This window comes from Pseudomonas karstica, assembly GCF_009707515.1.
Taxonomy (GTDB): Bacteria; Pseudomonadota; Gammaproteobacteria; order Pseudomonadales; family Pseudomonadaceae; genus Aquipseudomonas; species Aquipseudomonas karstica.
The window spans coordinates 44,756-69,140 of record NZ_WLYI01000013.1 but is presented as its reverse complement, the minus strand read 5'-3'; the positions used below and the strand labels follow the sequence as shown (position 1 = coordinate 69,140).

Annotated in this window: 19 protein-coding genes, 1 tRNA gene and 1 pseudogene; 13 read left to right on the top strand and 8 right to left on the bottom strand. The window is 54.1% G+C overall.

The genetic code is table 11. From position 1 onward, the window contains the following. Position 1: 1 nt before the first annotated feature. Both GIR22_RS11370 and GIR22_RS11365 read right to left on the bottom strand, forming a co-directional pair. Entirely contained in the window at positions 2–544 is a 543-nt protein-coding gene (locus tag GIR22_RS11370) for an RNA polymerase sigma factor (protein WP_154743415.1), read from the bottom strand. A gap of 88 nt (positions 545–632) precedes the next feature. Next, positions 633–1,349 carry a Crp/Fnr family transcriptional regulator gene (locus GIR22_RS11365; protein WP_154743414.1) on the bottom strand — a complete coding sequence of 239 codons (717 nt, stop codon included), beginning with the start codon at positions 1,347–1,349 and terminating at the stop codon, positions 633–635. Between the two features lie 212 nt (positions 1,350–1,561). Between GIR22_RS11365 and GIR22_RS11360 the strand changes: the two genes are divergently transcribed. The 12 genes from GIR22_RS11360 (at position 1,562) to GIR22_RS11305 (ending at position 13,138) form a co-directional block, all read left to right on the top strand. After that, positions 1,562–1,638: transfer RNA gene (locus GIR22_RS11360), tRNA-Arg, on the top strand. 167 nt (positions 1,639–1,805) lie between these two features. Further along, entirely contained in the window at positions 1,806–3,041 is a 1,236-nt protein-coding gene (locus GIR22_RS11355; RefSeq protein WP_178122209.1) for a tyrosine-type recombinase/integrase, read from the top strand. A gap of 489 nt (positions 3,042–3,530) precedes the next feature. Beyond that, positions 3,531–3,779 carry a helix-turn-helix domain-containing protein gene (locus GIR22_RS11350; protein ID WP_083217929.1) on the top strand — a complete coding sequence of 83 codons (249 nt, stop codon included), beginning with the start codon at positions 3,531–3,533 and terminating at the stop codon, positions 3,777–3,779. A gap of 92 nt (positions 3,780–3,871) precedes the next feature. Continuing rightward, complete coding sequence (locus GIR22_RS11345) at positions 3,872–4,132, top strand: helix-turn-helix transcriptional regulator (RefSeq protein WP_154743412.1); 261 nt, start codon at positions 3,872–3,874, stop codon at positions 4,130–4,132. Beyond that, positions 4,129–4,434: a hypothetical protein gene (locus GIR22_RS11340; RefSeq protein WP_154743411.1), complete on the top strand. Its 306-nt coding sequence runs from the start codon at positions 4,129–4,131 to the stop codon at positions 4,432–4,434. Before GIR22_RS11345 ends, GIR22_RS11340 begins: the two co-directional genes overlap by 4 nt. Before the next feature lie 47 nt (positions 4,435–4,481). Further along, positions 4,482–4,967: a hypothetical protein gene (locus tag GIR22_RS11335; RefSeq protein ID WP_154743410.1), complete on the top strand. Its 486-nt coding sequence runs from the start codon at positions 4,482–4,484 to the stop codon at positions 4,965–4,967. Continuing rightward, positions 4,964–5,248 carry a hypothetical protein gene (locus GIR22_RS11330; RefSeq protein WP_048363503.1) on the top strand — a complete coding sequence of 95 codons (285 nt, stop codon included), beginning with the start codon at positions 4,964–4,966 and terminating at the stop codon, positions 5,246–5,248. Before GIR22_RS11335 ends, GIR22_RS11330 begins: the two co-directional genes overlap by 4 nt. Then, positions 5,245–5,517, top strand: a complete 273-nt coding sequence (locus GIR22_RS11325) for a DUF3077 domain-containing protein (RefSeq protein ID WP_154743409.1) — start codon at positions 5,245–5,247, stop codon at positions 5,515–5,517. The genes GIR22_RS11330 and GIR22_RS11325 overlap by 4 nt, the downstream gene beginning before the upstream one ends. Continuing rightward, positions 5,514–8,402, top strand: a complete 2,889-nt coding sequence (locus tag GIR22_RS11320) for a DUF927 domain-containing protein (protein WP_154743408.1) — start codon at positions 5,514–5,516, stop codon at positions 8,400–8,402. The genes GIR22_RS11325 and GIR22_RS11320 overlap by 4 nt, the downstream gene beginning before the upstream one ends. Before the next feature lie 98 nt (positions 8,403–8,500). Next, positions 8,501–9,343, top strand: a complete 843-nt coding sequence (locus GIR22_RS11315; RefSeq protein ID WP_154743407.1) for a chromosome segregation protein SMC — start codon at positions 8,501–8,503, stop codon at positions 9,341–9,343. A gap of 63 nt (positions 9,344–9,406) precedes the next feature. Then, positions 9,407–9,607, top strand: coding sequence for a hypothetical protein (locus GIR22_RS11310; RefSeq protein ID WP_154743406.1), 201 nt, complete (start codon positions 9,407–9,409; stop codon positions 9,605–9,607). Positions 9,608–10,009: 402 nt separating this feature from the next. Beyond that, positions 10,010–13,138, top strand: a complete 3,129-nt coding sequence (locus GIR22_RS11305) for a type ISP restriction/modification enzyme (RefSeq protein WP_154743405.1) — start codon at positions 10,010–10,012, stop codon at positions 13,136–13,138. Positions 13,139–13,832: 694 nt separating this feature from the next. Here the strand turns inward: GIR22_RS11305 and GIR22_RS11300 are convergent. The 6 genes and pseudogenes from GIR22_RS11300 to GIR22_RS11280 all read right to left on the bottom strand — a co-directional run bounded on the left by GIR22_RS11300 (position 13,833) and on the right by GIR22_RS11280 (position 21,913). After that, on the bottom strand, positions 13,833–16,685 hold the full coding sequence (locus GIR22_RS11300) for an AAA family ATPase (protein WP_154743404.1): 2,853 nt from the start codon (positions 16,683–16,685) through the stop codon (positions 13,833–13,835). Positions 16,686–17,448: 763 nt separating this feature from the next. After that, on the bottom strand, positions 17,449–17,997 hold the full coding sequence (locus GIR22_RS11295; RefSeq protein WP_154743403.1) for a hypothetical protein: 549 nt from the start codon (positions 17,995–17,997) through the stop codon (positions 17,449–17,451). Between the two features lie 136 nt (positions 17,998–18,133). Continuing rightward, a pseudogene (locus tag GIR22_RS26395) lies at positions 18,134–18,196 on the bottom strand (hypothetical protein); the annotation flags it as partial. A gap of 737 nt (positions 18,197–18,933) precedes the next feature. After that, complete coding sequence (locus tag GIR22_RS11290; protein WP_154743402.1) at positions 18,934–19,542, bottom strand: hypothetical protein; 609 nt, start codon at positions 19,540–19,542, stop codon at positions 18,934–18,936. Next, a complete protein-coding gene (locus GIR22_RS11285; RefSeq protein WP_154743401.1) occupies positions 19,539–20,111 on the bottom strand; it encodes an RNA polymerase sigma factor in 573 nt (190 codons plus the stop codon). Before GIR22_RS11285 ends, GIR22_RS11290 begins: the two co-directional genes overlap by 4 nt. A gap of 152 nt (positions 20,112–20,263) precedes the next feature. Then, the gene (locus GIR22_RS11280; RefSeq protein WP_154743400.1) at positions 20,264–21,913 is read right to left on the bottom strand and encodes a vWA domain-containing protein; all 1,650 of its coding nucleotides are present in this window, start codon (positions 21,911–21,913) and stop codon (positions 20,264–20,266) included. Between the two features lie 565 nt (positions 21,914–22,478). Between GIR22_RS11280 and GIR22_RS11275 the strand changes: the two genes are divergently transcribed. Next, positions 22,479–24,323: a M10 family metallopeptidase C-terminal domain-containing protein gene (locus tag GIR22_RS11275; protein WP_246208223.1), complete on the top strand. Its 1,845-nt coding sequence runs from the start codon at positions 22,479–22,481 to the stop codon at positions 24,321–24,323. The last annotated feature ends 62 nt before the right edge of the window (positions 24,324–24,385 follow it).

Here is a 24,385-nt window from a genome sequence, read left to right as displayed (position 1 = left end):
CTTAGCGCAAGACCGCACGCAGCAGTTGCACGCGCTTGCGCACCAGAGGCATAGCGATGTGCAACTCCTCGGCGATTTGCAGGTACGGCAGGTCATCGACAAAGCGCATCTCGAACAACCGCCGCTGGAGGAGTGGCAGGTGCGCTACCTGCTCCTTCACCTGCTCCAGGCGCTCGACACACTCCGCTTGCTCCGTGACCGATGCGCAAGGAGCGGCAAGTAACGCCTGGTGATCGTGTTCAATATCGACCGAATAGTCGAACAACCGCCCCTCGCGCTTACTGCGCCGCAAGCTGTCGAGAAACACGTGGTCCAGTACCAGGAACAGAAACCCCTGAGGGTCGCGAATACGCTCCGGCGAGCGCCTGAAGAACACCAGGGCCTTGATGGCCGTGGCCGACAACCACTCCTGTCCCAGGTCCTGGTTACCCCGTGCGCGGCGGATGGCCCTGCGCTTGAGCTCATCTTGTACTGCCCGCCAACTGGCCTCGAATAACCGATCATCCGGGGCCACTTGATCCTTGTAGTGAATGGTCGCTTCCATCGCCTGCACTCCCTGTGCCTCTTTGGTGAGAGCCCAGTCTGTGGCGGGCTGGCAGGAGACGCTGTTACCTGGGTAACAGGGGCGACAATTAATTCAATACATAGGCCTTGCGGCGCAAATGGTCGAGATCGTTGATCACCATCTGCTCCAGATTGCCGCTGATCAGGCCGCTGCGGCGCCACAGCTGTAACTGCACATTGAGCTTGGGACGGCTGGTATTGAGCATCGCAGCCAACAAGCCTTGATTGGACGGTAATGACACACTGGGCAGGACCATGGCCAAGTCGATTTCATCCATGTTTGCCAACAGAAACCGTGCCAGGCGCGACTCCAGGCGATGCAGGCACACCAACTCCAGCAGCTCGATCACCTTGAGCAGGCGCGCCATGGTCAGCATCAGCAAACGTCTTAGAAACAGCGGCTCTTCATACAACGGGGCAAAATGCCGACGTCCCAGTTGCAACAGCCGCGTGGCGCCACTGGCAAAGGTAGAAGCCTCTCGGCCCAGCACCTCGATCATCGCCGACTCCCCCACCACCTGGCCCGCTCCGACACTGCCGATAATCTGTTCACGCCCATCCGGCCCGTGGATTACCGAATAGATCCGGCCTTCCACCACCAGCGCGACAAACTCGAGAGGGTCGTCCTTGAAATACAACAACTCTCGATCACTGAGGGTACGTTCCACCATATGGCCGGCAATATGGTTCAACAATGGTTCGGGTAAGCCTCGAAATAAATCGGAGCGAGCCAGCAGTTTTTGTCGCAACGAGCGATCGAACATCACGGTTCCTTTGGAATGCATGCGTTCACCTGATCTGACGGGAAAGGCCGCTTACACGGCGCAGAGGGGCTTGAAAGCCAACAGAGCAAAGCAAACAAAGGGACGTATGGCGCGAGGACTTGTGAATGAGGGGCCAGGATTGCCCTACGTGGCACCGCAACAGCCAGTAATCGCCACGGCAAAAACCGGCATGGACGCATCTAGCGGACATGGGTATGATGTCGCCCGCACAAGCATCCGTAGCTCAGCTGGATAGAGTACTGCCCTCCGAAGGCAGGGGTCGTGGGTTCGAATCCCGCCGGGTGCACCATATAGCAGTCTCAGGCTGTCTCAGACAGTCTACGAAACACCCCAAGAAGCCCGCCCCGTGCGGGCTTTCTTGTTTCTGGCTATCCGTCCCTGTCTACCCCTATAACTTCCCGCCGTGTATGCCCACGTGTATGCTTTGTTATTTTTATAACTGGAGGCATACAGGAAGTGAAGCGCACTGAAATCAAACGCCGCCCCTTAGCAGACACCACGCTTGCAGGCCTGGAGCCAGAGAACGCGACGTATCGGGAGCAGGATGGGAATGGCCTGTACTTCCGGGTGAAACCTAACGGGCAGAAATCATGGGAGCTGCGGTACAAAAAGCCAGACGGCAAATGGTCTTGGCTGGGGCTCGGCGGCTACCCGGAAATCAGTGGCTCATTGGCGAGACAGAAAGCAGCTCAACTGCGGGAGGACTCATCGACCGGCAAAAATCCATTGGTGAGCAAGCAAGCTCGGAAGGTTGCAGACCAGGCTGCTGCCAACAACACCTTTGAAGCGTTAGGCCGAGAGTGGTTTGAGGCCAGACGCACAAGTTGGGAAGCAGGTACATCGCGACGAGTGCTGGGCGCACTGGAGCTTCACGTGTTCCCTGTCTTCGGCAAGCGCGTGTACACAGAAATATTACCCCTGGAATGGATGGAGTTCCTACGCGGCATGGAGCAGAAGGGGATCATTGAACAAATGGGCCGAGTTCGTGCCTTTTGCAAAGAGATCTATGACCTGGCACGCGTAACAGGACGAGCCGTCCATAACCCCCTTGAAGGTCTCAGCAAATTCCTGCAATCACGTAGCGCTGAAAACTATGCACACGTTTCGATTGAAGAACTGCCTGCGCTACTTCGAGCGATCAACTCCTACCCTCACGCAAAGGACGTTCGTATTGGGCTTCGCTTGCTTTCTTTATTAGCATCGCGCCCGAGCGAGATCCGCGAAGCACGCTGGTCAGAAATCGACCTCTCCAAAAAGCTATGGACGATCCCAGCCGAGCGAATGAAACGTCGTCGCGAACATGTGGTGCCTCTCTCTCGACAGGCAATTGAAGCGCTCACTGAGTTACGAACACTGACAGGTGCGTACCCTCTCCTATTTCCAGGCAGGAAAGACAGGACAATCCCCCGTAGCAATACAGTCTTTCTAATGGCGCTCCGCAGACTGGGATATGCCGGTCGGCAAACAGGTCACGGCTTTCGTCACATCGCGAGCACCATACTCAATGAGCAGGGTTTCGATGAGAATCACATTGAGGCCCAGCTCTCTCACGCGAAGGAAGGAATTGCAGGGGTGTACAACAAGGCGGTTTACCTGCCTCAGCGCAGAGTGATGATGCAGTGGTACGCAGATCATCTGGATGAGCTAGTAGATGGCAACATTATTCAGGGACAGTTTGGAAAGGCGGGTTGAATACGCCAACCCCACACCCATCAAAAATCGGTGTTACTGGTGTTACGCGTGTTACGTATCTGACCAACCAATTGATTTTATTGAATAATAATCGTGTAACACGTATTCGAAGACGTTCGTACACCACGTGTTACGCGTCAAAAGCGTGTTACGCCTAAGGCGCCCGAAACCTCTGGCGGCCATCTCTTATTGGTCGCCCCACACTGAGGAGGCGCCGCTGTCATCGGACTACCAGAGGGGGCTCGGGGAGCTACCGTTCGTCTGATACAGACAGTTCGCAATCTTCTATTTTCGATTTTTTACTGTATGAAAAACCAGTAGGACAGGTGGGACAAATCCCATAAAGTTATAAACTTTGCAGCGATCCTGCCTAGTTTATTTGGGTTAATCGAGAAAACTGCGTCGAACAACGTAAAAATATAACTTTAAAAAAATAGAAAATCGTTTACATAGCTGGGGCCTGTACGAACTACGACAGGAAACTCCCCTATGACGCGCCACGACACTTTAGAACCTTCTGCCACCTCTCTTAACCCCGTCGATTTACTGACTACCGACCAAGTCGCTACCGCCCTAGGTCTATCCAGCCGAACGCTCGCCGCCTGGCGAAGTTCTCGCAGCAACTCACTTCCCTACGTCAAAACCGGGTCTCGGGTTCGTTATCGCTCCCAAGACGTGGTCGCGTGGCTTGAAAGCCAAGTGTGCTCACCTGCAAAAACCGCTGGAGACAGGACCTGATGAGCGCCCCAAAGCAATCTGCAAAAGTCGTGGGGCTTGCTCGCTCCACTCCACGAGAAAGTCACCAAATAGCCCCTAGCGGATCCGCATGCATGCCGATCATCGCGCCTCATACGGAAATGGGACAGTTCGATCCGGCCGCCACGCTGATACGCATCAATCAAGTCATGGCCCTGACAGGTATCGGCCGCGCAACGGTTTACAAACTTATGAGCCAGCCAGAGAGCGGCTTTCCGCAAGCCGTGAAGCTCACCGATAGCAATGCACGTGGTGCTCCGGTCGCTTGGGTATTAGCCGAAATTTTGAATTGGACTCGTGCGCGTATCGCGGCCCGCGACCGGGTGGCGGCATGACGAACCGTGTCGCTAATAACGCCATTTTGCAGCCCTTCTCTGTACTCAGAAAAGTCGGTTTCTCGTCGCGGTGGATGCAACGTTTTGAGCTTCACAGAACGCAACAAAAACGCCTGAATCGAGTAGTTGTAGTCATGCAATGGGCAGACGGCACTTGGTGTGCACTTTCAGTACCCAGCGAAGCTCCGCGTGCCGTGATCGTGGATGAAGGGCAACAAATCGACGCTTACGAAGATGCACGATCTTGCCTCGACGGCGACTTCCTCCCACTGCTCTCCCTGCTCTGGGAAGCCAATGCCTGAAACGAAAACGCCCCCGGCGGCAACCGGAGGCGTTGAGGTAAATCTACATGCCTGAGCAATTTATTCCCCACCGAAAAAATCCGCAAGTGATCCGCACGGTTGCGCTTTCAAAAAACGGACGTTACTCTCTGGTAGTCGCTGCAAATTCAGCGGACGGGCTTGGTAACCCGACGAAATCAAGGCGCAACAGCGCCCCCATTACGATTGCAGGCGCTTTTTTTGTGCCCGCAGTTACGTGTTATGGCGGCTGTGCGTGGGAGGCATTCGTGCCTGCCGGGTTCCTTGATTCCCGGTTTACCAACCTGCGCACAGCTGCCACCCATTCGCTTGGTAACGAACGTGGCAGCTCCTCAAATCAAGGAGCTACACAGATGAAACACGCCCTCAATCCGTCCAAAATTCGCGCCGCTGCTCATCGAGCTATGGCTCTCGCCGCTTTACACGCCAACTCCAGCCTCGCTACACGCCTCTCCCGTTACAACGCCCACATGTCCAAAGCGCGAGCTCTGGAAGCGGCAGGGGGTGCCCAATGAGCATGCTCCCAGGCTTTGCACTGCCCGAGGATCTGCTCTGCGTAAGCCAAGACGCTGAAGCCGGTCTGCCTATCGACGCCATCACCTGTGCGCTCGACCGTGCCGACTCCGTTCTCATGCTGCTGGAAGACCACTTAGACGGGGATAAACCCCTGCTCTCCAACCGCGTGCTGTCGTCAGTTATTTGGGACGTGCGCGGCACCTTGGGCTTAATCAAAACACTCGCCATGTACGGTGATGCCTCATCTGTGCCGATGGGCCAGAAAGGCGGTGCGCTTTGACCAACTCCAACACGCTTGGACGCTCCGAGTTTTCCCCTGCCAACGGTAATGGCCAAAACCTGTTTCGGGTGAATGCCGGTATCCCGCTGGAGGACGCACTTGAAGCCGTCTCCCAAATTTTGCACCACGCCAATCAACTGATCCTCGACTCCACCATCAGCGATGCGGGCGAGCGTTTTAGTTGGCCTGCGTTCTACCTCGGCGAGATGGCCAAGGCGCTGATCGACGACGTGAACGAGGCGCTGCTTGAGTCGAGGACCACACCATGACTCAGCGCACTGGCAACAACTCAAAACGTCCGAGCTTTGCCGACGTAAAAAATGCCGCCCTGAAGAACATCGACCGAGTTCTTACTCACTGGCTGCCGAACGGCAAACGCATCGACGGGGGCAAGGAATACACCGCACCTAATCCGACACGCACTGACAAACGCGCTGGCTCACTCAAGGTCAATTTGAGCAAAGGCACCTGGGCGGATTTCGCCACCGGCGATAAAGGCGGTGACCTGATCGACCTGGTGCGCTACATCGACGGTGGCACGGACGTTGAGGCCTGCAAAAAGCTGGCGGATCTGCTCAACGTTTCCGCAGGATTTGCGACCACCATAAGCGCAACGACCAAGAGCGCAGCACCGCAGTGGATCGCGATTCAGCCGATCCCGGCCGAGGCCATGAACAAGTGCCCTGCCAAGCACCGACAACACGGCACCCCGTCCAAGGTGTGGATCTATCGCGATGCTCAGGGCCAGCCGATCATGGTGCTGTATCGCTTCGACCTGGGCCCCGATGAAGACGGCAAGCCGCGAAAAGTCTTTGCGCCGTTGACCTGGTGCAAACGCTCCGATGGACAAACCACACAATGGCGCTGGCAAGGGTTGCCGGAACCTCGGCCCTTGCTGCGCCTGGACGAGCTGGCACAGCGCGCCGATGCGCCTGTGGTGTTGTGTGAAGGCGAAAAGGCTGCTGACGCCGCCGCCGAACTGATGCCGGACTACGTAGCCACCTGCTGGCCGAACGGCTCAAACTCTTGGCACAAGGTCGACCTAACACCACTCAAAGGGCGCACGGTGGTGCTCTGGCCGGATAACGATGCCAGCGGCAAGGCGTGCATGGACTCCATCGAGCTCAAGCTGATTGAGCTGGGCGCCGCTTCCGTACAGCGAATCTCGCTCGACGTGTTCAAGCTCAAGCCCAGCAGCAAAGGCGGCAAGCCGACGCTCGTCAAAGGTGGAAAATGGGCGGACGGCGACGATGCAGCGGACGCGTTAGCCAAAGGCTGGACCGCTGGCCACGTCGCCGAGCTGGTGCGCGACGGTGAGTTTTTCGGCAGCGTCGCTGAGACCACTGTTCCTCAACAACCGAAGGCTAAGGCGCCGGCCAAGCGCCCTGCGAAATTGAAAAATGACCTGCTGCCGGGTGGCTTTCGCCTGACGCCTGAAGGGGTGTTTTATTCCGGCGATGATGGTGAGGCGCGCCCCGTGTGCTCGCCTCTCGAAATCATCGCTCGCACTCGCGACGACAAGGGCCACAACTGGGGTTTGTTGGTCGAGTTCGATGACCCGGACGGCGCCAAAAAACGCTGGAACATTCCGGCCCGAACCATGACCGGCGACTTCGGCAAGGATGTACTCGGCCCCCTGGTAGACATGGGCTTGCGCCTAGCCGGAAGCCGATCAGGGCGCAACGCACGCAATGACCTGCAAAGTTACCTTGGCGGCTTCGATAGCGCCCAGCGCGCACGATTGGTGACGCGCTTGGGCTGGCACGACAATGCGTTCCTATTGCCCGAACAACAGATCGGCTCGCACGCAGAACACCTGCATTTTTACGAGGCCGGTGCGCAGTTGCCGCCGATCAGCGAGGCGGGTTCTCTGGAGCAATGGCAGCAGCAAATCGGCGCGCTGTGCGTTGGCAATCACCGCTTGGCGTTTGTCGTCTCTGTGGCCTTTGCAGGGCCTCTGCTGAACCTACTGGGGCATGAGTCAGGCGGCTTCCACCTGTATGGCGACAGCTCCGGTGGCAAGACCACTCATCTACAAGTCGCCGCCTCGGTTTATGGCGGGCCGCGCCTAGTGCGTTCATGGCGCTCGACAGACAACGCCCTGGAGTCCATCGCAGCCGCTCACTCAGACGGCCTCCTGGTGCTGGATGAAATCGGCATGTGCGACCCGCGCATTATCGGCGAGACGGTCTACATGCTCGGCAACGGCACCGGCAAGGCACGGGCGAATGATCGAGGACAAGCGGGCCGACAGGTGCAGGAGTGGCGTTTGCTGTTTCTCTCGACCGGCGAGAAGACGTTGGCGCAGCACATGGCAGATGCCAACAAGGAGCTGAAAGCCGGTATGGAGGTGCGCATGCTCGCCGTGCCTGCGGATGCCAGCAAAGGCCTCGGCATGTTCGATGTGCTGAACGGGTTTGAAGACGCAGCCGCCCTCTCCGATGCGCTCAAGGCCCGTGTCGCCAAATACTACGGCACACCCCTCACCGCCTTCCTGCACGCACTGTGTGCGCCTGGAGAAATGCTCAGGTGGTCGGTGATCGTTCGCCGTACGGTGGAGCAGTTCATCACCCAAAACTTGCCCGTTTCGGCCAGTGGTCAGGCGCAGCGCGCCGCCCTTCGCTTTGGCCTCTCAGCAGCGGCCGGAGAGTTGGCCACCGCCTTCGGCGTTACTGGATGGCCCGATGGTACGGCCACGACCGCCGCACGTGTGTGTCTGCATGCGTGGCTAGCAGAACGCGGCGGCGCCGGAAACTTCGAGGGCGATGCGATTTTGGCGCGGCTGAGGCAGGTCATCGAGCGATTTGGAGAAAGCCGCTTTACCCGCTGGGAATCTGCCGCCGCCAAGATCGATGAGCACGGCCCACGCACGATTGATCGGTTGGGCTTTCGCAAGACGATGGAACACGGCATGGGTGATGCCCTGCACACCACCAACACCTACTACGTGCTGCCGGAAGCCTGGAGGGCCGAAATCTTCAAGGGCATGAATATCAGTGCGGTGAACAAGGAACTGCTGCAACGGGGCGTGCTCGAGCCGGGAAGCGACGGAAAGGCGTACAGCTTGATTCGCTTGCCCGGGTTAGGGCCTCAACGCTGCTACGTGGTGAAGACCGTTCCAGGAACGAATGAAGGCGAGGCCAAGGCCGCCTGACGGCATGGCTGCTGATAGAGGTAGCGCCGGCTCATTCCCGGCCTCGCCAGCCGCTCGACAACCATCCCTATTAACCGCAGTACCCAGAGAAAATACAGATGAACACTATCCAAGACCTGAAAGACCGCCGTGCCAAACTGACCTTCGAAATGGAGAGCCTTCAACTTGAACTAGGCCCCCTCGAGGCAGAGTTGGAGAATCCCGAAGGTATGGCGAGAGGCCGAGAAAGCACCGTTCGCAGTGAAATCAGCACTCGCAACATCCGCATCAACTCTCTCGAACGTCAAATCGAGGCGCTGGATCGTGGAGTTAATCGTCAAGAAACTCTCGCGGATCGTGAAAACATAGCAGCAGGCTATATCAGTGCTATGGCGAACCGGAAAGCCGACGAGATGGAACTCAACGAAAAACGCAACAGCATTGAGACCAGGTTGCAGCAAGTCCGCCAGAGCGATCAGGAAGACATGGCAAAAGCTCGACAAGCTGAAACGGACGCGGCCACTGCTTACGCACAGGCTGTCGCCTGGGGCGATGTGGAGGGCGAGAAAGCCGCCAACGCGGAAGCTCAAAAGGCCGCAAAAAACCTCACGGCTGCGGTTGAGCATCACCGCCGCCAACAACTGCTGGTCACCGCGCTGGAACAAGAGCTGGTGACGATTGATCTGCACATTAAGGAGGCACAAACAGAACGCGCCAAGATCGAGAACAAAGCGGCTCACCTGGCGAACACTGTGCTGGAAGAACAGTGGAACGAGGCTGCGAAAGCACTACTGGAGACCGGCGGCAAACTGTGGGCTGCGCGAAGACTGATTAATCGGGATCCGGTTGCGCTGATGAAGCTGGAAATCCCTGAGCAAGGTGAAAACTTCGGAAGCTGGACCTCTCGAGAACTTGCAGACCGCTCACACCAACACAGCCTGCTTGACCTATTGGCGGCCTAACCTAAACCCTCCCCGAAGCAATCGGCGAGGGTCGGCTGCTTCGGGCCAACCATCGGTCTAACCATGAATAAACCACCACAGAACAGTGCTCAGATGCCTGATTACCTAAAGGCGCGAAAGCTGCATTTGAACGGGATAATTGTCGGCATGGCTGGCATGAAAAAGCTCAATGCAAAAGCAAACAAAAGCACTCGAGTCGAGACACTCACGATTGATGCAATCAAGGCAGAGCTTGATTTCATTGACCTTCAACTCAAAAAGTGACTGATAAAGAAGCGGAAGCTTAAGCCGCTTCCGCCTCGTTAGATCCATCCATTACAAAGAAGGCTCCATATTTTTCGGTTTCTGATCTGTGGAGGTTGTGAGCTTATAAAAGGTTTCGGCCGAGGCTGTGTAAAAACGGTTCTCAGCGCGATTGGAGCCCTATGCTGGACTGAAAATCGCGTTCCTGCGCAAAATTCAGCTCCGCTGAGCAGCCGATAATTTTCAGATTTCGCATAGCCCCGCGAGCTTCTGTTTTGACGAAGAGTTTTTAAACCCCTGGGCCAAAAGCAGTTTGTCAGATTCGACCAGTAAATCAGGGTACCACTGCAGATTCAGATCGCTTGTTAATAGAGGAAGCATCCGGTAAGAAGGAGGCCACAAATCCAGGAAACGGACCCTAAGATGTCACCTATAACACAATTTATGGAACAGCTAGCTTTCATATTCGGAACCGGACAGGCGACGGAACACTCATATAGATCAGCGTTTGAGAAATTGTTTTCAGGACTAGGATCTGGTATCCATGCTCTAAACGAGCCCAAAAGAGTTGAATGTGGAGCTCCAGACTTCATCATTAGTAAAAATGGCCTAACTATCGGTCACGTAGAAACAAAAGATATAGATGTTAGTCTGAGAAATTTTAAAGGGGCTAACAAAGACCAGCTCATTCGGTATCGTAAAGCCCTTCCTAACCTAATCTATACTAACGGCTTAGATTGGGACTTTTATAGGGACGGAGTTCTAGTAGAATCAGTCAGAATCGGGGAACTTGACGAGAAAGTTTTGCAGCGCCCTCATGATTATGAAAAACTGCTAGGCGTTCTGGATTCTTTCCTAACACATAAAGGCCAGAAAATTACCTCACCTAAAGTTTTAGCCGAGATAATGGCAGGTAAAGCCGCACTAATAAAAGATGTGCTGACCAAGGCAGTTTCGGATGAGGAAGGAGGAGATGGCGGAGATCTCTCTGGGCAATATTTAGCATTCAAGCAGCATCTCATACATGATGTGACGCCCAGCGATTTTTCTGATATTTATGCTGAAACTATAGCTTACGGAATGTTCGCCGCCCGTCTTCACGATCACACTCTCGAGACCTTCAGTCGGGCCGAGGCTCTTGAGTTGCTGCCTAAATCTAACCCTTTTTTAAAAAGTTTATTCGGATATATTGCCGGCCCGGAATTGGATGACCGACTTAAGTGGATTATTGATGATCTGGCTGACGTTTTTGCATCAACTGATATTAATAGGTTGATGAGGGGATTCGGAAGTCTGACAGGACGGCAAGATCCATTCTTACATTTCTACGAAACTTTTCTCGCCGCATATAATCCAGATAAACGTAAAGCCCGTGGCGTATGGTATACGCCCGAGCCGGTAGTAAACTTTATCGTAAGAGCAGTCGACTCTGTACTCCAGACCGAATTTGGTCTAGAAGACGGCATAGCAGATCTGTCAAAAATCACAGTTGATTGGGACTCTGGACAGAACGATAAAAAAGGCAAACCAATCAAGTTTAAGAAAGAGGTGCATAGGGTACAAATACTTGACCCAGCCACGGGAACTGGAACCTTTTTGGCTGAGGCTATTAAGCAAATTGCGCCGAAGGTTAAAGCAACCGGAGCTGGTGCATGGTCAAAATACATTGAACAAGACCTTATCCCGCGATTACACGGCTTTGAGCTGCTAATGGCTTCATATGCCATGTGCCATACTAAACTTGACATGGTTCTGACGGAGCTTGGTTACAAACCAACCGACAATCCGCCGCGGCTGAGCGTGTTTCTAACAAACAGCCTTGAGGAAGGAGAGCGGGATGTACGCGACCTCTTTATGGCTCAGTGGCTGACCAGAGAAGCACGTGAGGCTAATACCATAAAACGCCAGGCACCGATAATGTGCGTGATTGGAAACCCACCTTATTCTGGTGAAAGCGCAAATAAAGGAGAGTGGATCTCTGGGCTTTTGAATGCTTATAAAGTGGAGCCTGGAGGAAAGCAAAAACTTCAAGAGCGAAACTCGAAATGGCTGAATGACGACTATGTCAAATTTATCAGGCTTGCGGAGCAGGCAATAGCCAAAAATGGGGATGGAGTACTCGGTTACATTACCAATAACGGCTATTTGGATAACCCCACATTTCGAGGCATGAGATGGCATTTGCTAACCACGTTCGATAAGATATTTGTTTTAGACCTGCACGGCAGTTCCAAGAAGAAAGAGACATCTCCTGATGGTTCGCCAGATAAAAACGTATTCGATATCCAGCAAGGCGTATCAATAATTATTGCTATACGGCAAAAAAGTACAAACACGAAGAGAGAATTTGCAAAACTTTTCCATAGAAATTTATGGGGTAGCAGAAGTTTTAAATACGAAGCTCTATGGGGTATGGAGTTAAGCGACGGAGGGTGGACTGAAATCCTACCGACGCTGCCCAATCTTTTGTTCACACCACAAAATCAAGATCTTAAACAGATGTACGATGAAGGTTTTTCCATCGTAGACTTCATGCCTCTCCGGTCGGTTGGTATAGTTACTGCTCGAGATGCGCTAACTATAGATATGGATAAAGATAGGCTATGGGCGCGAATAAATAACTTTCGTGAAATTGGAGTTGAAGAGGCTCGGACCAAGTACAAGCTGGGGCCCGATGCGCAGGACTGGAAAGTTGAAGCAGCACAGAAAGACATCAAAGATAACTTTTCTGAAGAGCTGATAGTAAAGATGGCATACCGTCCATATGATGTCAGATGGACTTACTATACAGGTACATCCCGTGGCTTCCATTGCCGCCCTCGAGCGGAGGTTATGAGGCATATGGCGGGTAAAGAAAATTTGGCACTTTGCATTCCCGGTCAGAGCAAAGATGGTGTTGGGGGATTTGTCGTCGCGAGCGTCGCAGGGCATAAGTCATTTAGCGCATATGACATCAATAGCTTATTCCCACTATATGTTTACTCGGAAGATGGCTTAAGCAGAAAGTTTAATTTCGAACCTGCTCTTTTGCAAAAAATGCAAAAGATTGTTGGGATTGAAGGACGTCCATTACCTTCTGAGGTAGAAATATTTGACTACATATATGCTATTCTAAATTGGCCTTCATACAAAGCCGCTTACAGCGAATTCCTAAAATCAAACTTCCCAAAAATTCCCTGGCCTCAGTCTCCCGACTTTTTTAATCTAATGGTTAGCCACGGTAAACGGCTGCGCGAGATACATTTGCTCGTTCCTGGTGCACTGGGCTCAGCGATTTACCCGTTCTTAGGTGAAGGCGACGCAACTGTAGATAATGTTAAATTTAACGATGGCAAGATTTGGATTAATGCCGAGCAATATTTTGATAATATTGACCCCGATATCTGGTCGTGCGCTGTTGGAGGTTACCAGCCTTTAGCCAAGTGGTTAAAGGATCGTAAGGGCTATTCGTTAAGCTACGTAGATATAAAGTATTATCAGTCGATAATTAAATCTATAGCTGGCACGTTAGAAATACGGAATGAGATGTCTGAATACAGCGTAATTGAGTGATAGGGTACTTCACGACTTTTAATTTTTACCCAGTATTGGAAAAAATTATGGAAAGTTAGATCTGGAGTAAATAGGCGTCCGCCTGAACTCGCCGTACACCTGTATGGTGAGTTTCAGAGGAGCGAATCCAGCTGATTAAGCTAAGAAGATCAAAGAGTAAACTGAACAGAAAGGCTACGGATCATAATTTCAAATGAGCCCTTCCCCTTTTACAGCTGGTTTTAGGTTAGGGCTTAAGGCCGCGAATTAGCAAACATTTCAACCAATGTGCTAGAGCCGCAGCCACTTCAGGAATACCCCCCCCCCCGGTGCAACGGCAAAGATTTACATCAGCCCAGGTTAATCCCAAACAAGCGGATCTAGCTCGCCGCAACGCAACCAGTCCTTGGTCAATGACCGCTCTTGGCCGATCCTGTTGAAAAAGCCGGTTTGTCCAAAACGCTCGGATACTGATAGGTAAAAACACCTGTTTTGCGTGCTGCTACGCGAAATCCGAGTCGTGAACCTTCTGCCCAAAATATCGACTTCAATCTCGGGCGCGAACTTTTCTAACCTGGAAACCGAAGCCGAGTTTTTCAACACAATTGGCCGGTCTAAGCCCTTCGCGACAGTCAGAAATCAGCAAAAAACGGCCATTGATACTCCACAGAATATCAATCCAAAGCATCTAGATCTGTGCGAAGCGGAATGGAGTTCATGGCAGCTCTTTAGCTTGCTCGCGTTGAGCGATGCTGGCGAGACATTGCTCGATAAACTGAAGCTCTTGGTCGAGTTCGACGGCGCGCTTTTCCAGAGCGCCCAACGCTGCTTGATGCTCCTTCTGCACCTCTGCTGGCGCTTTGGCGAGGCCTGCCAGTTTCCTCTGGCTTTTCTTGATTCTTTCATTGACTTCGGCAAAATACTTTTCTCCGGACTCTTTTTTCCTCGCCGGGAAGAGCTGGCACTCTAGGAAGCGGATGGCATCATAGATTCTCAAAACTTCACCGCTTGTCTTAGAGTGCACAAAGTTCAGGCTGCCCTCGTCGAAGGCGTGATGCTCCTGGTTCTGCCCGCCCCAGTTAACTAAGTCATTCTTGATGAAATTGAAGTACGACAGGTCGTAGTCAATGAACGGCTCCACCAGCGAAAAGGTATGCTCCAGGCTGACCTGCAGGTACATGCTCTTCTTAAGCTGCGACTTATTGAAGTTGGCCGTGACCGTGACGCCGTTTTCGATGCAGAACTCAAGTACCATGGATTCAAACCAGATGCGGCAATAAAGCAACGCCTGGCGGACGTCGAAGACCGACAGCGCCACATAGACCTTCTTCTGGAAGCCTCCCGCGTGATCAATCACCACGATGCCCTTGTTCGTGTAGCTGAGCACATGGCTGGTGTGCTGATCGCACTGAGGGTGGCGGTCGGCGATGATGCAGAACCGCTCCCAGAAGAGGCGGTCATGGGTGGTCACAACCATTTGGATCCGGCGCAGGTAGGCATCGCTGAAGAACAGGTCGATAATGTTTGATCGGTGCTCGGTGTCGATCGCATTTACGACGTCATCGAAGACGATGAGCGGGAAATTGTTTTTTTCAGCCATCGCCAAGAGGATAGACAGGCCCAACGCCCTCAAATGCCCTTCGCTAAGCACAGCAAACGCATCGAGCAATGAGCCGTCCACCTTGATGATCTTGATCCTGTAGCTATCCGCCTGCCGGTCGAAGCTAAGCGATGCGATCTGCTCATGGTCGTCGTCGTGGTTGTTGATCGCACGGTAGTACTCGGCAGCCTTGGCTTCTATACCGGTGATTCGCGCTTTCTCCAGCTCAAGCTTGTAATCCTGCAGGTCGCGGTATAGCGTTCGGTACTCTGCCTCCAGATCCTTGAGCAACTGGTTGAAGTGGATGTTGTCGACGGCATCGTTGAGCAAGGCAGCTTTCTGCTTGATCAGCTCTGCCATCTGGTCGTTGGCAATCTTGAACTCGCGTTTCGCCAGTTTTTTGCTGTCGAACTCCTGCTTCAGCAATTCATCAAGTTCTTTCAGCTTCGCCACTCGAGCTTCGAGGCGTGCTGCCCGGGCCTCTGCCTGGCCAACTTCCCGACGCTTATGCTCGCAGCCGCGCAAGTAGACCTCTATCTGATCTGCACTCCCTGCGCAGAGTTTCAGAAACGAGTCGAGAACGAACGACGCCACTTCTGAGCGATCGGTAGCGGCATGGAACTTTGCAAGCACCGCCTCCAGTTCGTCCATCTTCAGTGGGCAGTGAACCTCCGCATCTTCATTGCCCTTCAGCGAGCTGATTCCCGTGGCGACTTTTGAAGCCCATAGCGCAATCCGAGCGTCATTTCGCTGCCTGGATTGCTTGAGGAAATCCAGCTCACCCAGCGCCTTGATCTGCTCTCGCGCCCTCTCGAACGGATTCACCACCACCCGCTCGAGGGGCGTCAGACATGCGGGACAGGTTTCCGCGACCTGCAACTGCTCGATAGCCTCCAATGCCTCAAACACGGCGCGATAATTGACGTCGCTGGCCCTCTGCAGAAATACTTTCTCGATATCGGCTCTACGGTGAAGCAAACGCTTGGCAATAGCACAGATACGCTTCACCTGCTTCAGCGGGATAGCGAACGGTACCTTGGCGGCTCGCAGGCGCTCCGCACCGCGAATATGCATTTCTACCGTGTCGCGCAACCTTAAGACCTTCGGACGGACATCGAAGTCTTGGTCGGCCTTCAGCCCCAGCAGCCTGCAACTCTCGGAGATGGATGCTTGAAGGTCTGCCCTATGCTTACGCCGTAGATGACCTAGGTTGACTCGGGTGCACTCCAGGGCATCCAGTGCCTCGACTTGGTCGACACGCAGGAAAGCTTTGAGCGAGAAGCTTTCAGGCCGGACGAACCGAGAAATGACATCCTGGAGTTCCTCCAAACCAAACAAGGTAGCCAGGACATCACTCTCAGCACTGCCAGTATCCTTGGAGCCCAAGAGCGAGAATTCTTGAAGACGGTTCCGGTCGATGAAACAGCCTGACCAACTGATGCTTCGCTGGACTGGTAGCTTGTCCGTTCCCATCAGCATGAGCTTGGGCTTGACTGCTCCCCGTGCGATGTACTGATTCACTTTAGTCTTGCGCCTGGCCGCTTCTTTGATATCGCCAGTGGTACCGATTTCCAACGCCTCGCACAACGATGATTTGCCGCCGCCATTGGGTGCGTAGAAGATGTTCTTCAGCTTGCTGAATCGAATGAAGGTGCCTGTGTCGTCAGGGCCAAACTCTCCGAATCCTCGGAAGTTTTTCACGCGTAAGTAATCCAACGTACCGAGGCCGGACGGCGGTATGCGATCGAGTTCCGGCTTGCTATCGAGCACCTTTTTGAAGCGGGTGGCGATGCGCTGGTAGTTGCGACCCAGCAACTGATCAGCTGCCGCCGTGATGTGTGCTTTGATGTGATCGGAATAGCGGCCCTTGCTCTGGTTGGCCTGGTACATACACCAGAGCAACACAAGGTATGCGTCAGTACGCCCTTCAAGATTCTGTTTTGCAAAACTCAAAAGGTACTGACTCATTACGATTCCTCCGTGATGCGAATGATCGTAGTCGGACTGAGATCAGAAAGCCATTACCCCAAGCCAAGTGTAGAGGTCCCTTCGGCCGGTAGCTATGAGTCGAATGCGGTCATGCCCAACATGCTGCATTTGGCCGGCAGCTGCCTTTCTGAACGAAAGCCATAATTCGATGACACCCGCCGTAACCATCACAAACAGCTCCTCCTAAGGCATTCATTTATGTAACACCTATTTGCCATGTAACACGCGCACCGGCAAACCAGTCACAGCCGTGTAACGCTAAATAAATCTAATAAAATCATATAGTTATATGTATACGTAACACGCGTAACACACGTAACACGGTTTTAATAGGGTTGCCCCCTAGCCCCGTTAGTATTGCTCCTTCAGCGAGGCGGGTGGTCATGCTCTTGGATTTGGTTCGATGGTGGGGACCCTGAAGCACTCTTCTAAGTACGGGGCATAGAACCCGCGGGATCGTGTTAGCGGCAGTCTTTCCTACGTCGGTTGACAGGTTGACGTGGTTGACACCCATGATCATGGTTGACGCCATACAGGCGTTCGCTATCAGCAACAGATACCGCCACCTTTACCGAAGCTGTAACGATGGCCCTTTTTCTTCAAGGTCCTTTCAATTTCAACGATTGAAATTTCAGTAACTTCCAACGCCTCCCACTAACTCGATCCCGCGGGTTTCATGCCCCGTGTCCCTCGAATGCCGCCAGGGTCCCCTGCGTTAACCCCCTGGAAATGGCGAGGTTGACTAGCTGAAGTCAAGTGACTCGAAAGCTCCTCCTATAACCTCTCCGGAGGAAATGCAAACTTTGAACGGGGACCAGGAGTCCTCCATGTACCATCCCTCCCCCGTAATAAACCCATCCGCGAGCGAAATTTGGATATCCCTAATCCCGTCTAAAGACAAACGCTCAGTGCACCAGACCTCAGCCTCTCCTTTGAAAAGCCTAAGCCACAGCCCATTTGAAACGAGGGTGCTACCCAGCTCTGGAATGCTGATCAAGTTCTCAATATCGCCACCGAAGTGCTTCAAGAGCAGTCCGTTACGAACGTCCACGATGTAACCCTGACCACCGGCAACTACGATCACGTGAAAACTCGACTCCACTTCCAACACACTGTTGAAGCGGCAAAAACCGGGTTGGAAGTTCCCCACCCAAGAAGGCATCCCTTCCGGCAAGAATCTGATAACGATCCCCTCACTATGCTGCCCTTGGCCGGTTGCACTGAACTGGAGAGGAAGAGGGCCATCACCCGGCAGCCCAGCAAGAAGCTGATGTTGCGGCGTATCGGTCATAGATTTGCCTAGCTGCGAAGTTCATTTCCGGCGAATCATGACACTACCTACCCCTCCGTTACAGAGGCGTGACCTTCCAAAGGCGTGGGGCTGCTTCGTTTACCAGCAACATATAGCGACGGAATACCTTGCCCTACATGTCCTCCAGGTAACGCCCCAGGTGGCCCTGGGTCTGGCTGAAGGTCAGGCCCAGCAAACGTGATTCCTCTCATCGAAAGGCGGAGCCGGCGAAATTCGCTTGGTAGGCTGGAGCGCAAAGTGCCTGCCCACAACACCTGGATGCTGACTTTAGCGTTACACGCACGGGCAGCGTTACATCGGATGTACGCTATGTCGCTCAACTGTGTAACAGGCGTGAAATCCAATGAAAACGGGCGTTTGGTGAAGGGCGTTACACTCGTAACACCGGTTACACCAGTTTTGGAGGGGGCTGGATATGTGCTCTCATGCTGCCTTTCCAAATTGGCCCTACACCACATTGTTGGCCTCTGGTGGATCAAGATGACCAGCGTGACTCCCGAGCACCAGGTGGTGAGGACAGCTGATATGCAATGCGACTGGCTCGAGGTAGATTGACTACCTGACAACACGGCGGGAGAACACCATGGAAGACACCCCTTTGCTTGCGTCATTACTCAAGCGCATGAATGAAAACCAACTGGCGCTGGGGGCAGAAGGTCGAACGAAGAAGTAACTACTCAGCTGAATGGCAACACATCACTAACGATTTGGTGTTGCTTTGCCCCACGGGGATGCCACGAAAAAGTGGCCAGAAGGAAGCGCCGTGTATGCCCACGTGTATGCCTAACCGAAGCACCACCAAACAGACCCAATAAATACGGGCCTCTTACTATCCAGTTCAAACGACGCCGGGCACCAGATACAAACGAAAAAGCCCCAGGTCGAAAGACCTGGGGCTTTTTCGTGGGCGTTTATTCAACGCTTTTGCAACGCCTCCAGCCGGGCCGGCAAGTCTACCCGGGGAAAGCGTTCATACAGCGCCAGCAGCTTTTCATCGGCCGCCTTCGCTTCACCCGCTTCGCGCAGGCGCACAATTTCCAGAAGTTCTTGCTCCAGAGGCAGCGGAGCCACAGCCACCCGCTTGCTCATTTTCGCCACTGACTTATCCGGCAGCAGGCTCGTGGCCTCTGCCTGAACCTGCACACTGTCAGCCTGGGGCGTCATGGCGAGCCGGGCCATGGGCGCGGGTGCCGCTGGAGCGGCCAGCGCTGGCGGTGGTGGCGCGGCGGCGTACTGCGCAACCTCGGGCATGGGCAATTCGGCGGTGGGCACCGGCGAACGCACCACCAACCCAATCATCAGCGCTACACCTGCAACAGTGGCAAATGCCATTTGCCAGCGCGGTCGTTGGCAGGCCTGCAACCAACGTTGCCACAGGCTTGGCTGAGGCATCGGTGCTTCGCGGTGGGCGGTGGCCAGAATGAAAGCGTCCAGCGCTGCCGGTGGCTCGCCGCTGGTGTGTTGACGCAAATGTTGGATCAGCACCTCGTCGGTGGGATCCGAGGTATGTCGGGAGTCAGTCATGCAGGTACCTCCTCGGCCAGCAGCCGACGTAATTTCTGCTGGGCGTAACGCAAGCGGCTTTTGACCGTTTCCAGCGGGACGCCGATCAGGGCGGCGATTTGCGGCACTTCCAGCTCGCCATGCAGGCGCAGCAGAAACACTTCCCGCTGGTCTTCGGGCAGGCTCTGCAAGGCAGCGTCCAAGCGGCCCTGGTCGCGGCTCAGGCTCAGCAGTTGCTCGGGGCTGGCGGTGTCGTCGGGCTGAGCGTGAACTTGCTCATCGTAGCTGTCGTGCAATGGGTTGCGGATGCCATGCTTGCGCCAATGATCAATCAGACGGTTGCGGGCAATCTGGAACAACCAGGTACGAAAACTCGCCCGGCCTTGTGGCTGGGTAGTGCTGCGGATCAGGCTGAGCCAGGTCTCCTGGAAGACTTCTTCAGCCAACTCGGTCTTGTTGCTCAAGCCCACAAGGAACCGGTACAGGCCCTGTCGATGTCGCGCATAAAGGGCTTCGAAAGAAGCCCCGTCGCCATTGCGGTAGCGGGCCAGCAACGATTCGTCGCTGGGTGGATCGGTTGGAGCAGGCATGTGGGTGACGAACTCCTGTGGCTGGCTGATCTGTAGGAGCAAGCTTGCTCGCGAAGGTCGTTAACGATTGCGCGGGGGCAACTGAATACCAGCGTTGCTCCTGAGTTTTTCGCGAGCAAGCTCGCTCCTACAATGGATCGTCGTGTTCGATATCAGGGCTTGCTGAGACTCTGCGCCAGCTCCACCAATTGCACAAACTCATTGCGCAAGCCGAACGGGTCGTCGCCTCGAGCCGAGCGGGCCAGGGCAGCGGTGTCCTTCAAGCTCATGTTGCCAGTGTAGCGGCCCTCCCCTTTGAGCTGTTGGGCAAACGCGGCTACGGCGGCAGAAAAGCGCAGGTCATCGCTGGCGTTCTTTTGCTCGCTGCTGATGGGGTGTTCGATCAAGCGACTGCTACCACCTTCCGCGGGTTTGTAGCGTACTCGCAACATGGCCAGCTCGGCAGTTTTGCCCTCAACGGTTGCTGCTGAGGCGTAGCGCAGCGGCTCCAGCCAACCCTTTTCGCCCTTCGGAACAATTTCATACAACGCCGTTACGGTATGTCCGGCACCGATCTCACCAGCATCCACTTTGTCGTTGTTGAAATCCTCACGCTTCAAGGCGCGGTTTTCATAACCCAGCAGGCGGTACTCACTGACCTGGGCCGGGTTGAACTCCACCTGCAGTTTCACATCCCGTGCCACCACTGCCAGGGTCGAGCTGAGCTGCTCCACCAGCACCTTGCGCGCTTCGCGCAGGGTGTCGATGTAGGCGTAGTTGCCATCACCGGCGTCGGCCAGTTGCTCCATCAGGTGTTCATTGTAGTTATCCACACCAAAACCCAGGGTGGTCAGGGAAACTCCACTTTTGCGCTGGTCAACAGCCATCTGCTTGAGGCTGTCGAAGTCGCTGATACCGACGTTGAAGTCGCCATCAGTGGCCAGCAGGATGCGGTTGATGCCCTTGTCGATAAAGCCTTCGCGAGCCATCTGATAGGCCAGTTCGATACCCGAGGCGCCGGCCGTCGAACCGCCAGCGGTCAACTGGTCGATGGCGTTGCGGATCTTCACCTTGTCGCGGCCTGAAGTGGGTTTAAGTACAACCCGCGACTCGCCGGCATAGACCACCAGCGACACCCGATCCTGATCACGCAACTGATCCACCAGTAGTTTCAGGGTGCTTTTAACCATCGGCAGGCCTTCGCGGCGGTCCATGGAGCCGGACACATCCACCAGAAATACCAGGTTGGCCGGCGCCAGATCGGCAACGGCGCGATCCGACGCCTTGATACCGATACGCAACAGGCGGGTGTGAGGGTTCCACGGCGAGGGCGCCACCTCGGTTGTCAGGCCAAAGGGTGAGCCGTCGGTGGGCAGCGCGTACTCGTAGGGGAAGTAGTTGACCATTTCTTCAAGTCGCACAGCGCCTTCGGGCGGCAAGCGGCCTTGATTGAGGAAACGTCGCACGTTGGCGTAACTGCCGGTGTCGACATCGACACTGAAGGTCGAGACCGGGGTTTGCGCGACGCTGTAGACGGGGTTGTCCGTCAGGTTTTTATACTGTTCGCGGGGTTCGGCACGGTACGCCATGGCCTGCGAGTCGCGCATGACCAAGCGCGTGGCCATCGGTGCAGGAGCGGCCATTCTTTTGATCATGGCGCCCTGTACGTGAGCGGGTTCGCTTTGCAATTCGGGGATGGGTGCGGCTTCGGATGTTTGGGGGGCGTCACGGGATGAAGACAACCCGCAACCGGCCAGCGCTACCAGCAAGGTAACGGTAAAGCCTTGGGCGGCAGGACGCAGGAGCAGGAGAGGACGGGACATGGGCTGAACCTCAAGAGTGAATGATCCGTTCACAGGGTCAGACGCAAAGCACTCAGGGTTCGGGTTAAGCGGTAAGTTTTTTTTGAACTGCCTCCCTTTTTGTTGATTGGGCGCCGCCCCATCTCAAAATGGAGCAACTTTGCAGTAGGTAGATAATGCCATGTAAGGCATACCTTATCTGGGCATGAGAAATTGGCCAGATAAAAGTAAAAATATCCTTCAAAAAAATTTAAACCTACAAAGACCTGACAAACCAAGCAGACAACATCTTCGCTATGTAATCGAATTTAAATGTCCATTAATTTCAAACTTTCCACTCATTCAAAACAAGTTTACATGTGCAAAATAAAACCTTTAAAAATCAATACTCTGCCAAACCAACTTCCAACAAACACAGAACAACAGCTGCAACAACATATGACTTACCAGACCCATCACTCTCAGGAAACAAATAAAGCGTTGGCACACCTCCCTGGGGAATGCCAGATTACTTCACTGCAAATGGACGCTGCTTATGCTTTTTACAACAGGACTAAATATAAATAACTAGAAGAGATCCACCCCATTGAAAATCTACTCTGGAAGCTCTTACATTCCATCCTTATTCAACACTCCAGATAAGGCGCAGGCGCGAAAGGGTGTGTTCTACCCGGACAACCTGCACTTTGTTTTCCATCCGTTTTTTAAAGCGCTCATTCAAAGTTTTCGTCTACGCCAGATCATTCAACCAGAGCGTCGCTCAACCGTACTCGAGCGTGATTCGGGCAACAGAAACCGAGAGGCTATCAGCAATACTAAAGACGACACGCTACGCCCCGATGATCCCTATATCTCCAAAGTAAACAAACGCTCCTTCGACGCCCGACAGGCCGTTCAACAACTATCTCAAAGAACTACAAAGTGGCAAGACAATAATCAAAACAACAAAACCGAGATTTCCTACTCATTCCATAGCGGACGTGGGGGCTCCGGATTCAACGAGACACAGAAGCAGGAAGCTCGACGATCCATAGAATCGTGGGCAGATGCAGCCAACTTGACCTTCACCGAAAATGGTGGCCCGGCTGAGGGGCGATTGACCTTCGGTATTTCCAATAGTGTACGTACCGCTCAGGGTACCTATCCGACGCCCGGCAGGCGTGGGGGTGGTGAAACGCTTTATAGCCCGGGAATGGCGACTCGGGTTGTCATGACCCATGAAATCGGGCACGCGCTCGGTTTGAGCCACCCCGGAAACTACAACGGCAGCGCCAGTGAAAGCCAACGTGCGTATGCCCAGGATTCTGTCGCGCATACCGTCATGAGTTACTTCGGTGACCGCAGCAGTGGCAAGCACCTGGGGGCTAAACCTAAGGCACCGATGATGGATGACATTTACACTATCCAGCAGAAATACGGGACCAATCACGAAACTCGCAAAGAAGACAATATCTATGGCTTCAATTCCAATACGAGACGGGACTACTACACGCTGACCGCTGCCCAAGATAAGTTTGTCGGCTGTATATGGGACGGTGCCGGCAACGATACCGTGGACATGTCTGGCTACCGCGCCAACCAGGTAATCAATCTCAAGGCCGGGTCGTTCTCTGATGTCGGCGGGCTCAAGGGCAACTTGTCCATCGCAAGGGGCTGCACCATAGAAAATGCAGTTGGCGGTTCAGGCGATGATGCCCTTATCGGCAACGACACCGATAACCGCCTCACCGGCGGAACAGGCGCAGACCACCTGCGAGGAGGCGGTGGCGCGGATACCTTTGGCTACAACCTGGCCAGCGACTCCACACCGGAAAATCCAGACACGATCATGGACTTCACCAGTGGCACCGACAAAATCGACGTGTCCGGGGCAATGCAAAACGCCAACACTTCAACCCTGACGTTCGTCAGTGGGTTTACAGGCAAAGCGGGTGACACGTTCCTCACTTATGACGCGCAAAGTGGCATGGGTTCCGTGTCCATCGACCTGACAGGAAATGGCAAAGCCGACCTGATGATAAAGTCCCATGGGCAGGTCAAGCCGACTGATATCGTCGGCACCAACACAGTCGTGCCTGACAAGCGCAACAAGACGATACCCGTCATTCCACCCGTCATTAACCCATTGGTAAAATCGCAGTTCACCTTCGAAAAGGCCAGCGACTCAACCTATGACAACGCACGGTTGCTGACGGACTTCGTCAGCGGCCGGGATAAGATCAACCTGGACGGCGTGATGATGGAGGCCAACACTCCGTTCATCTTGGTCGAGTCTTACACGGGGCGTATTGGCGACACCGTGGTGAAGTACAACGAACATAGCGGTCGGTACTATATCGGCGTCGACCTGACCGGCAATGGCCGGACGGACTTTCTCGTCAAAAGCACGGGACTGATAAAGCCCGAAGATATTGTCTGCCTGAGCCTGTAATCGGCAGTCATCCACTTCCCCAAGACCATCAAGCCCTTTACTGGCAATGGCTGCCAGAGAGG

Coding starts and splice junctions, on each gene's coding strand:
- GIR22_RS11320 (WP_154743408.1), top strand. CDS start 5,514: ATGACTCAGCGCACTGGCAACAACTCAAAACGTCCGAGCTTTGCCGAC.
- GIR22_RS11365 (WP_154743414.1), bottom strand. CDS start 1,349: ATGCATTCCAAAGGAACCGTGATGTTCGATCGCTCGTTGCGACAAAAA.
- GIR22_RS11300 (WP_154743404.1), bottom strand. CDS start 16,685: ATGAGTCAGTACCTTTTGAGTTTTGCAAAACAGAATCTTGAAGGGCGT.
- GIR22_RS11345 (WP_154743412.1), top strand. CDS start 3,872: ATGCCGATCATCGCGCCTCATACGGAAATGGGACAGTTCGATCCGGCC.
- GIR22_RS11350 (WP_083217929.1), top strand. CDS start 3,531: ATGACGCGCCACGACACTTTAGAACCTTCTGCCACCTCTCTTAACCCC.
- GIR22_RS11315 (WP_154743407.1), top strand. CDS start 8,501: ATGAACACTATCCAAGACCTGAAAGACCGCCGTGCCAAACTGACCTTC.
- GIR22_RS11335 (WP_154743410.1), top strand. CDS start 4,482: ATGCCTGAGCAATTTATTCCCCACCGAAAAAATCCGCAAGTGATCCGC.
- GIR22_RS11290 (WP_154743402.1), bottom strand. CDS start 19,542: ATGACTGACTCCCGACATACCTCGGATCCCACCGACGAGGTGCTGATC.
- GIR22_RS11330 (WP_048363503.1), top strand. CDS start 4,964: ATGAGCATGCTCCCAGGCTTTGCACTGCCCGAGGATCTGCTCTGCGTA.
- GIR22_RS11310 (WP_154743406.1), top strand. CDS start 9,407: ATGAATAAACCACCACAGAACAGTGCTCAGATGCCTGATTACCTAAAG.
- GIR22_RS11280 (WP_154743400.1), bottom strand. CDS start 21,913: ATGTCCCGTCCTCTCCTGCTCCTGCGTCCTGCCGCCCAAGGCTTTACC.
- GIR22_RS11305 (WP_154743405.1), top strand. CDS start 10,010: ATGTCACCTATAACACAATTTATGGAACAGCTAGCTTTCATATTCGGA.
- GIR22_RS11285 (WP_154743401.1), bottom strand. CDS start 20,111: ATGCCTGCTCCAACCGATCCACCCAGCGACGAATCGTTGCTGGCCCGC.
- GIR22_RS11370 (WP_154743415.1), bottom strand. CDS start 544: ATGGAAGCGACCATTCACTACAAGGATCAAGTGGCCCCGGATGATCGG.
- GIR22_RS11295 (WP_154743403.1), bottom strand. CDS start 17,997: ATGACCGATACGCCGCAACATCAGCTTCTTGCTGGGCTGCCGGGTGAT.
- GIR22_RS11340 (WP_154743411.1), top strand. CDS start 4,129: ATGACGAACCGTGTCGCTAATAACGCCATTTTGCAGCCCTTCTCTGTA.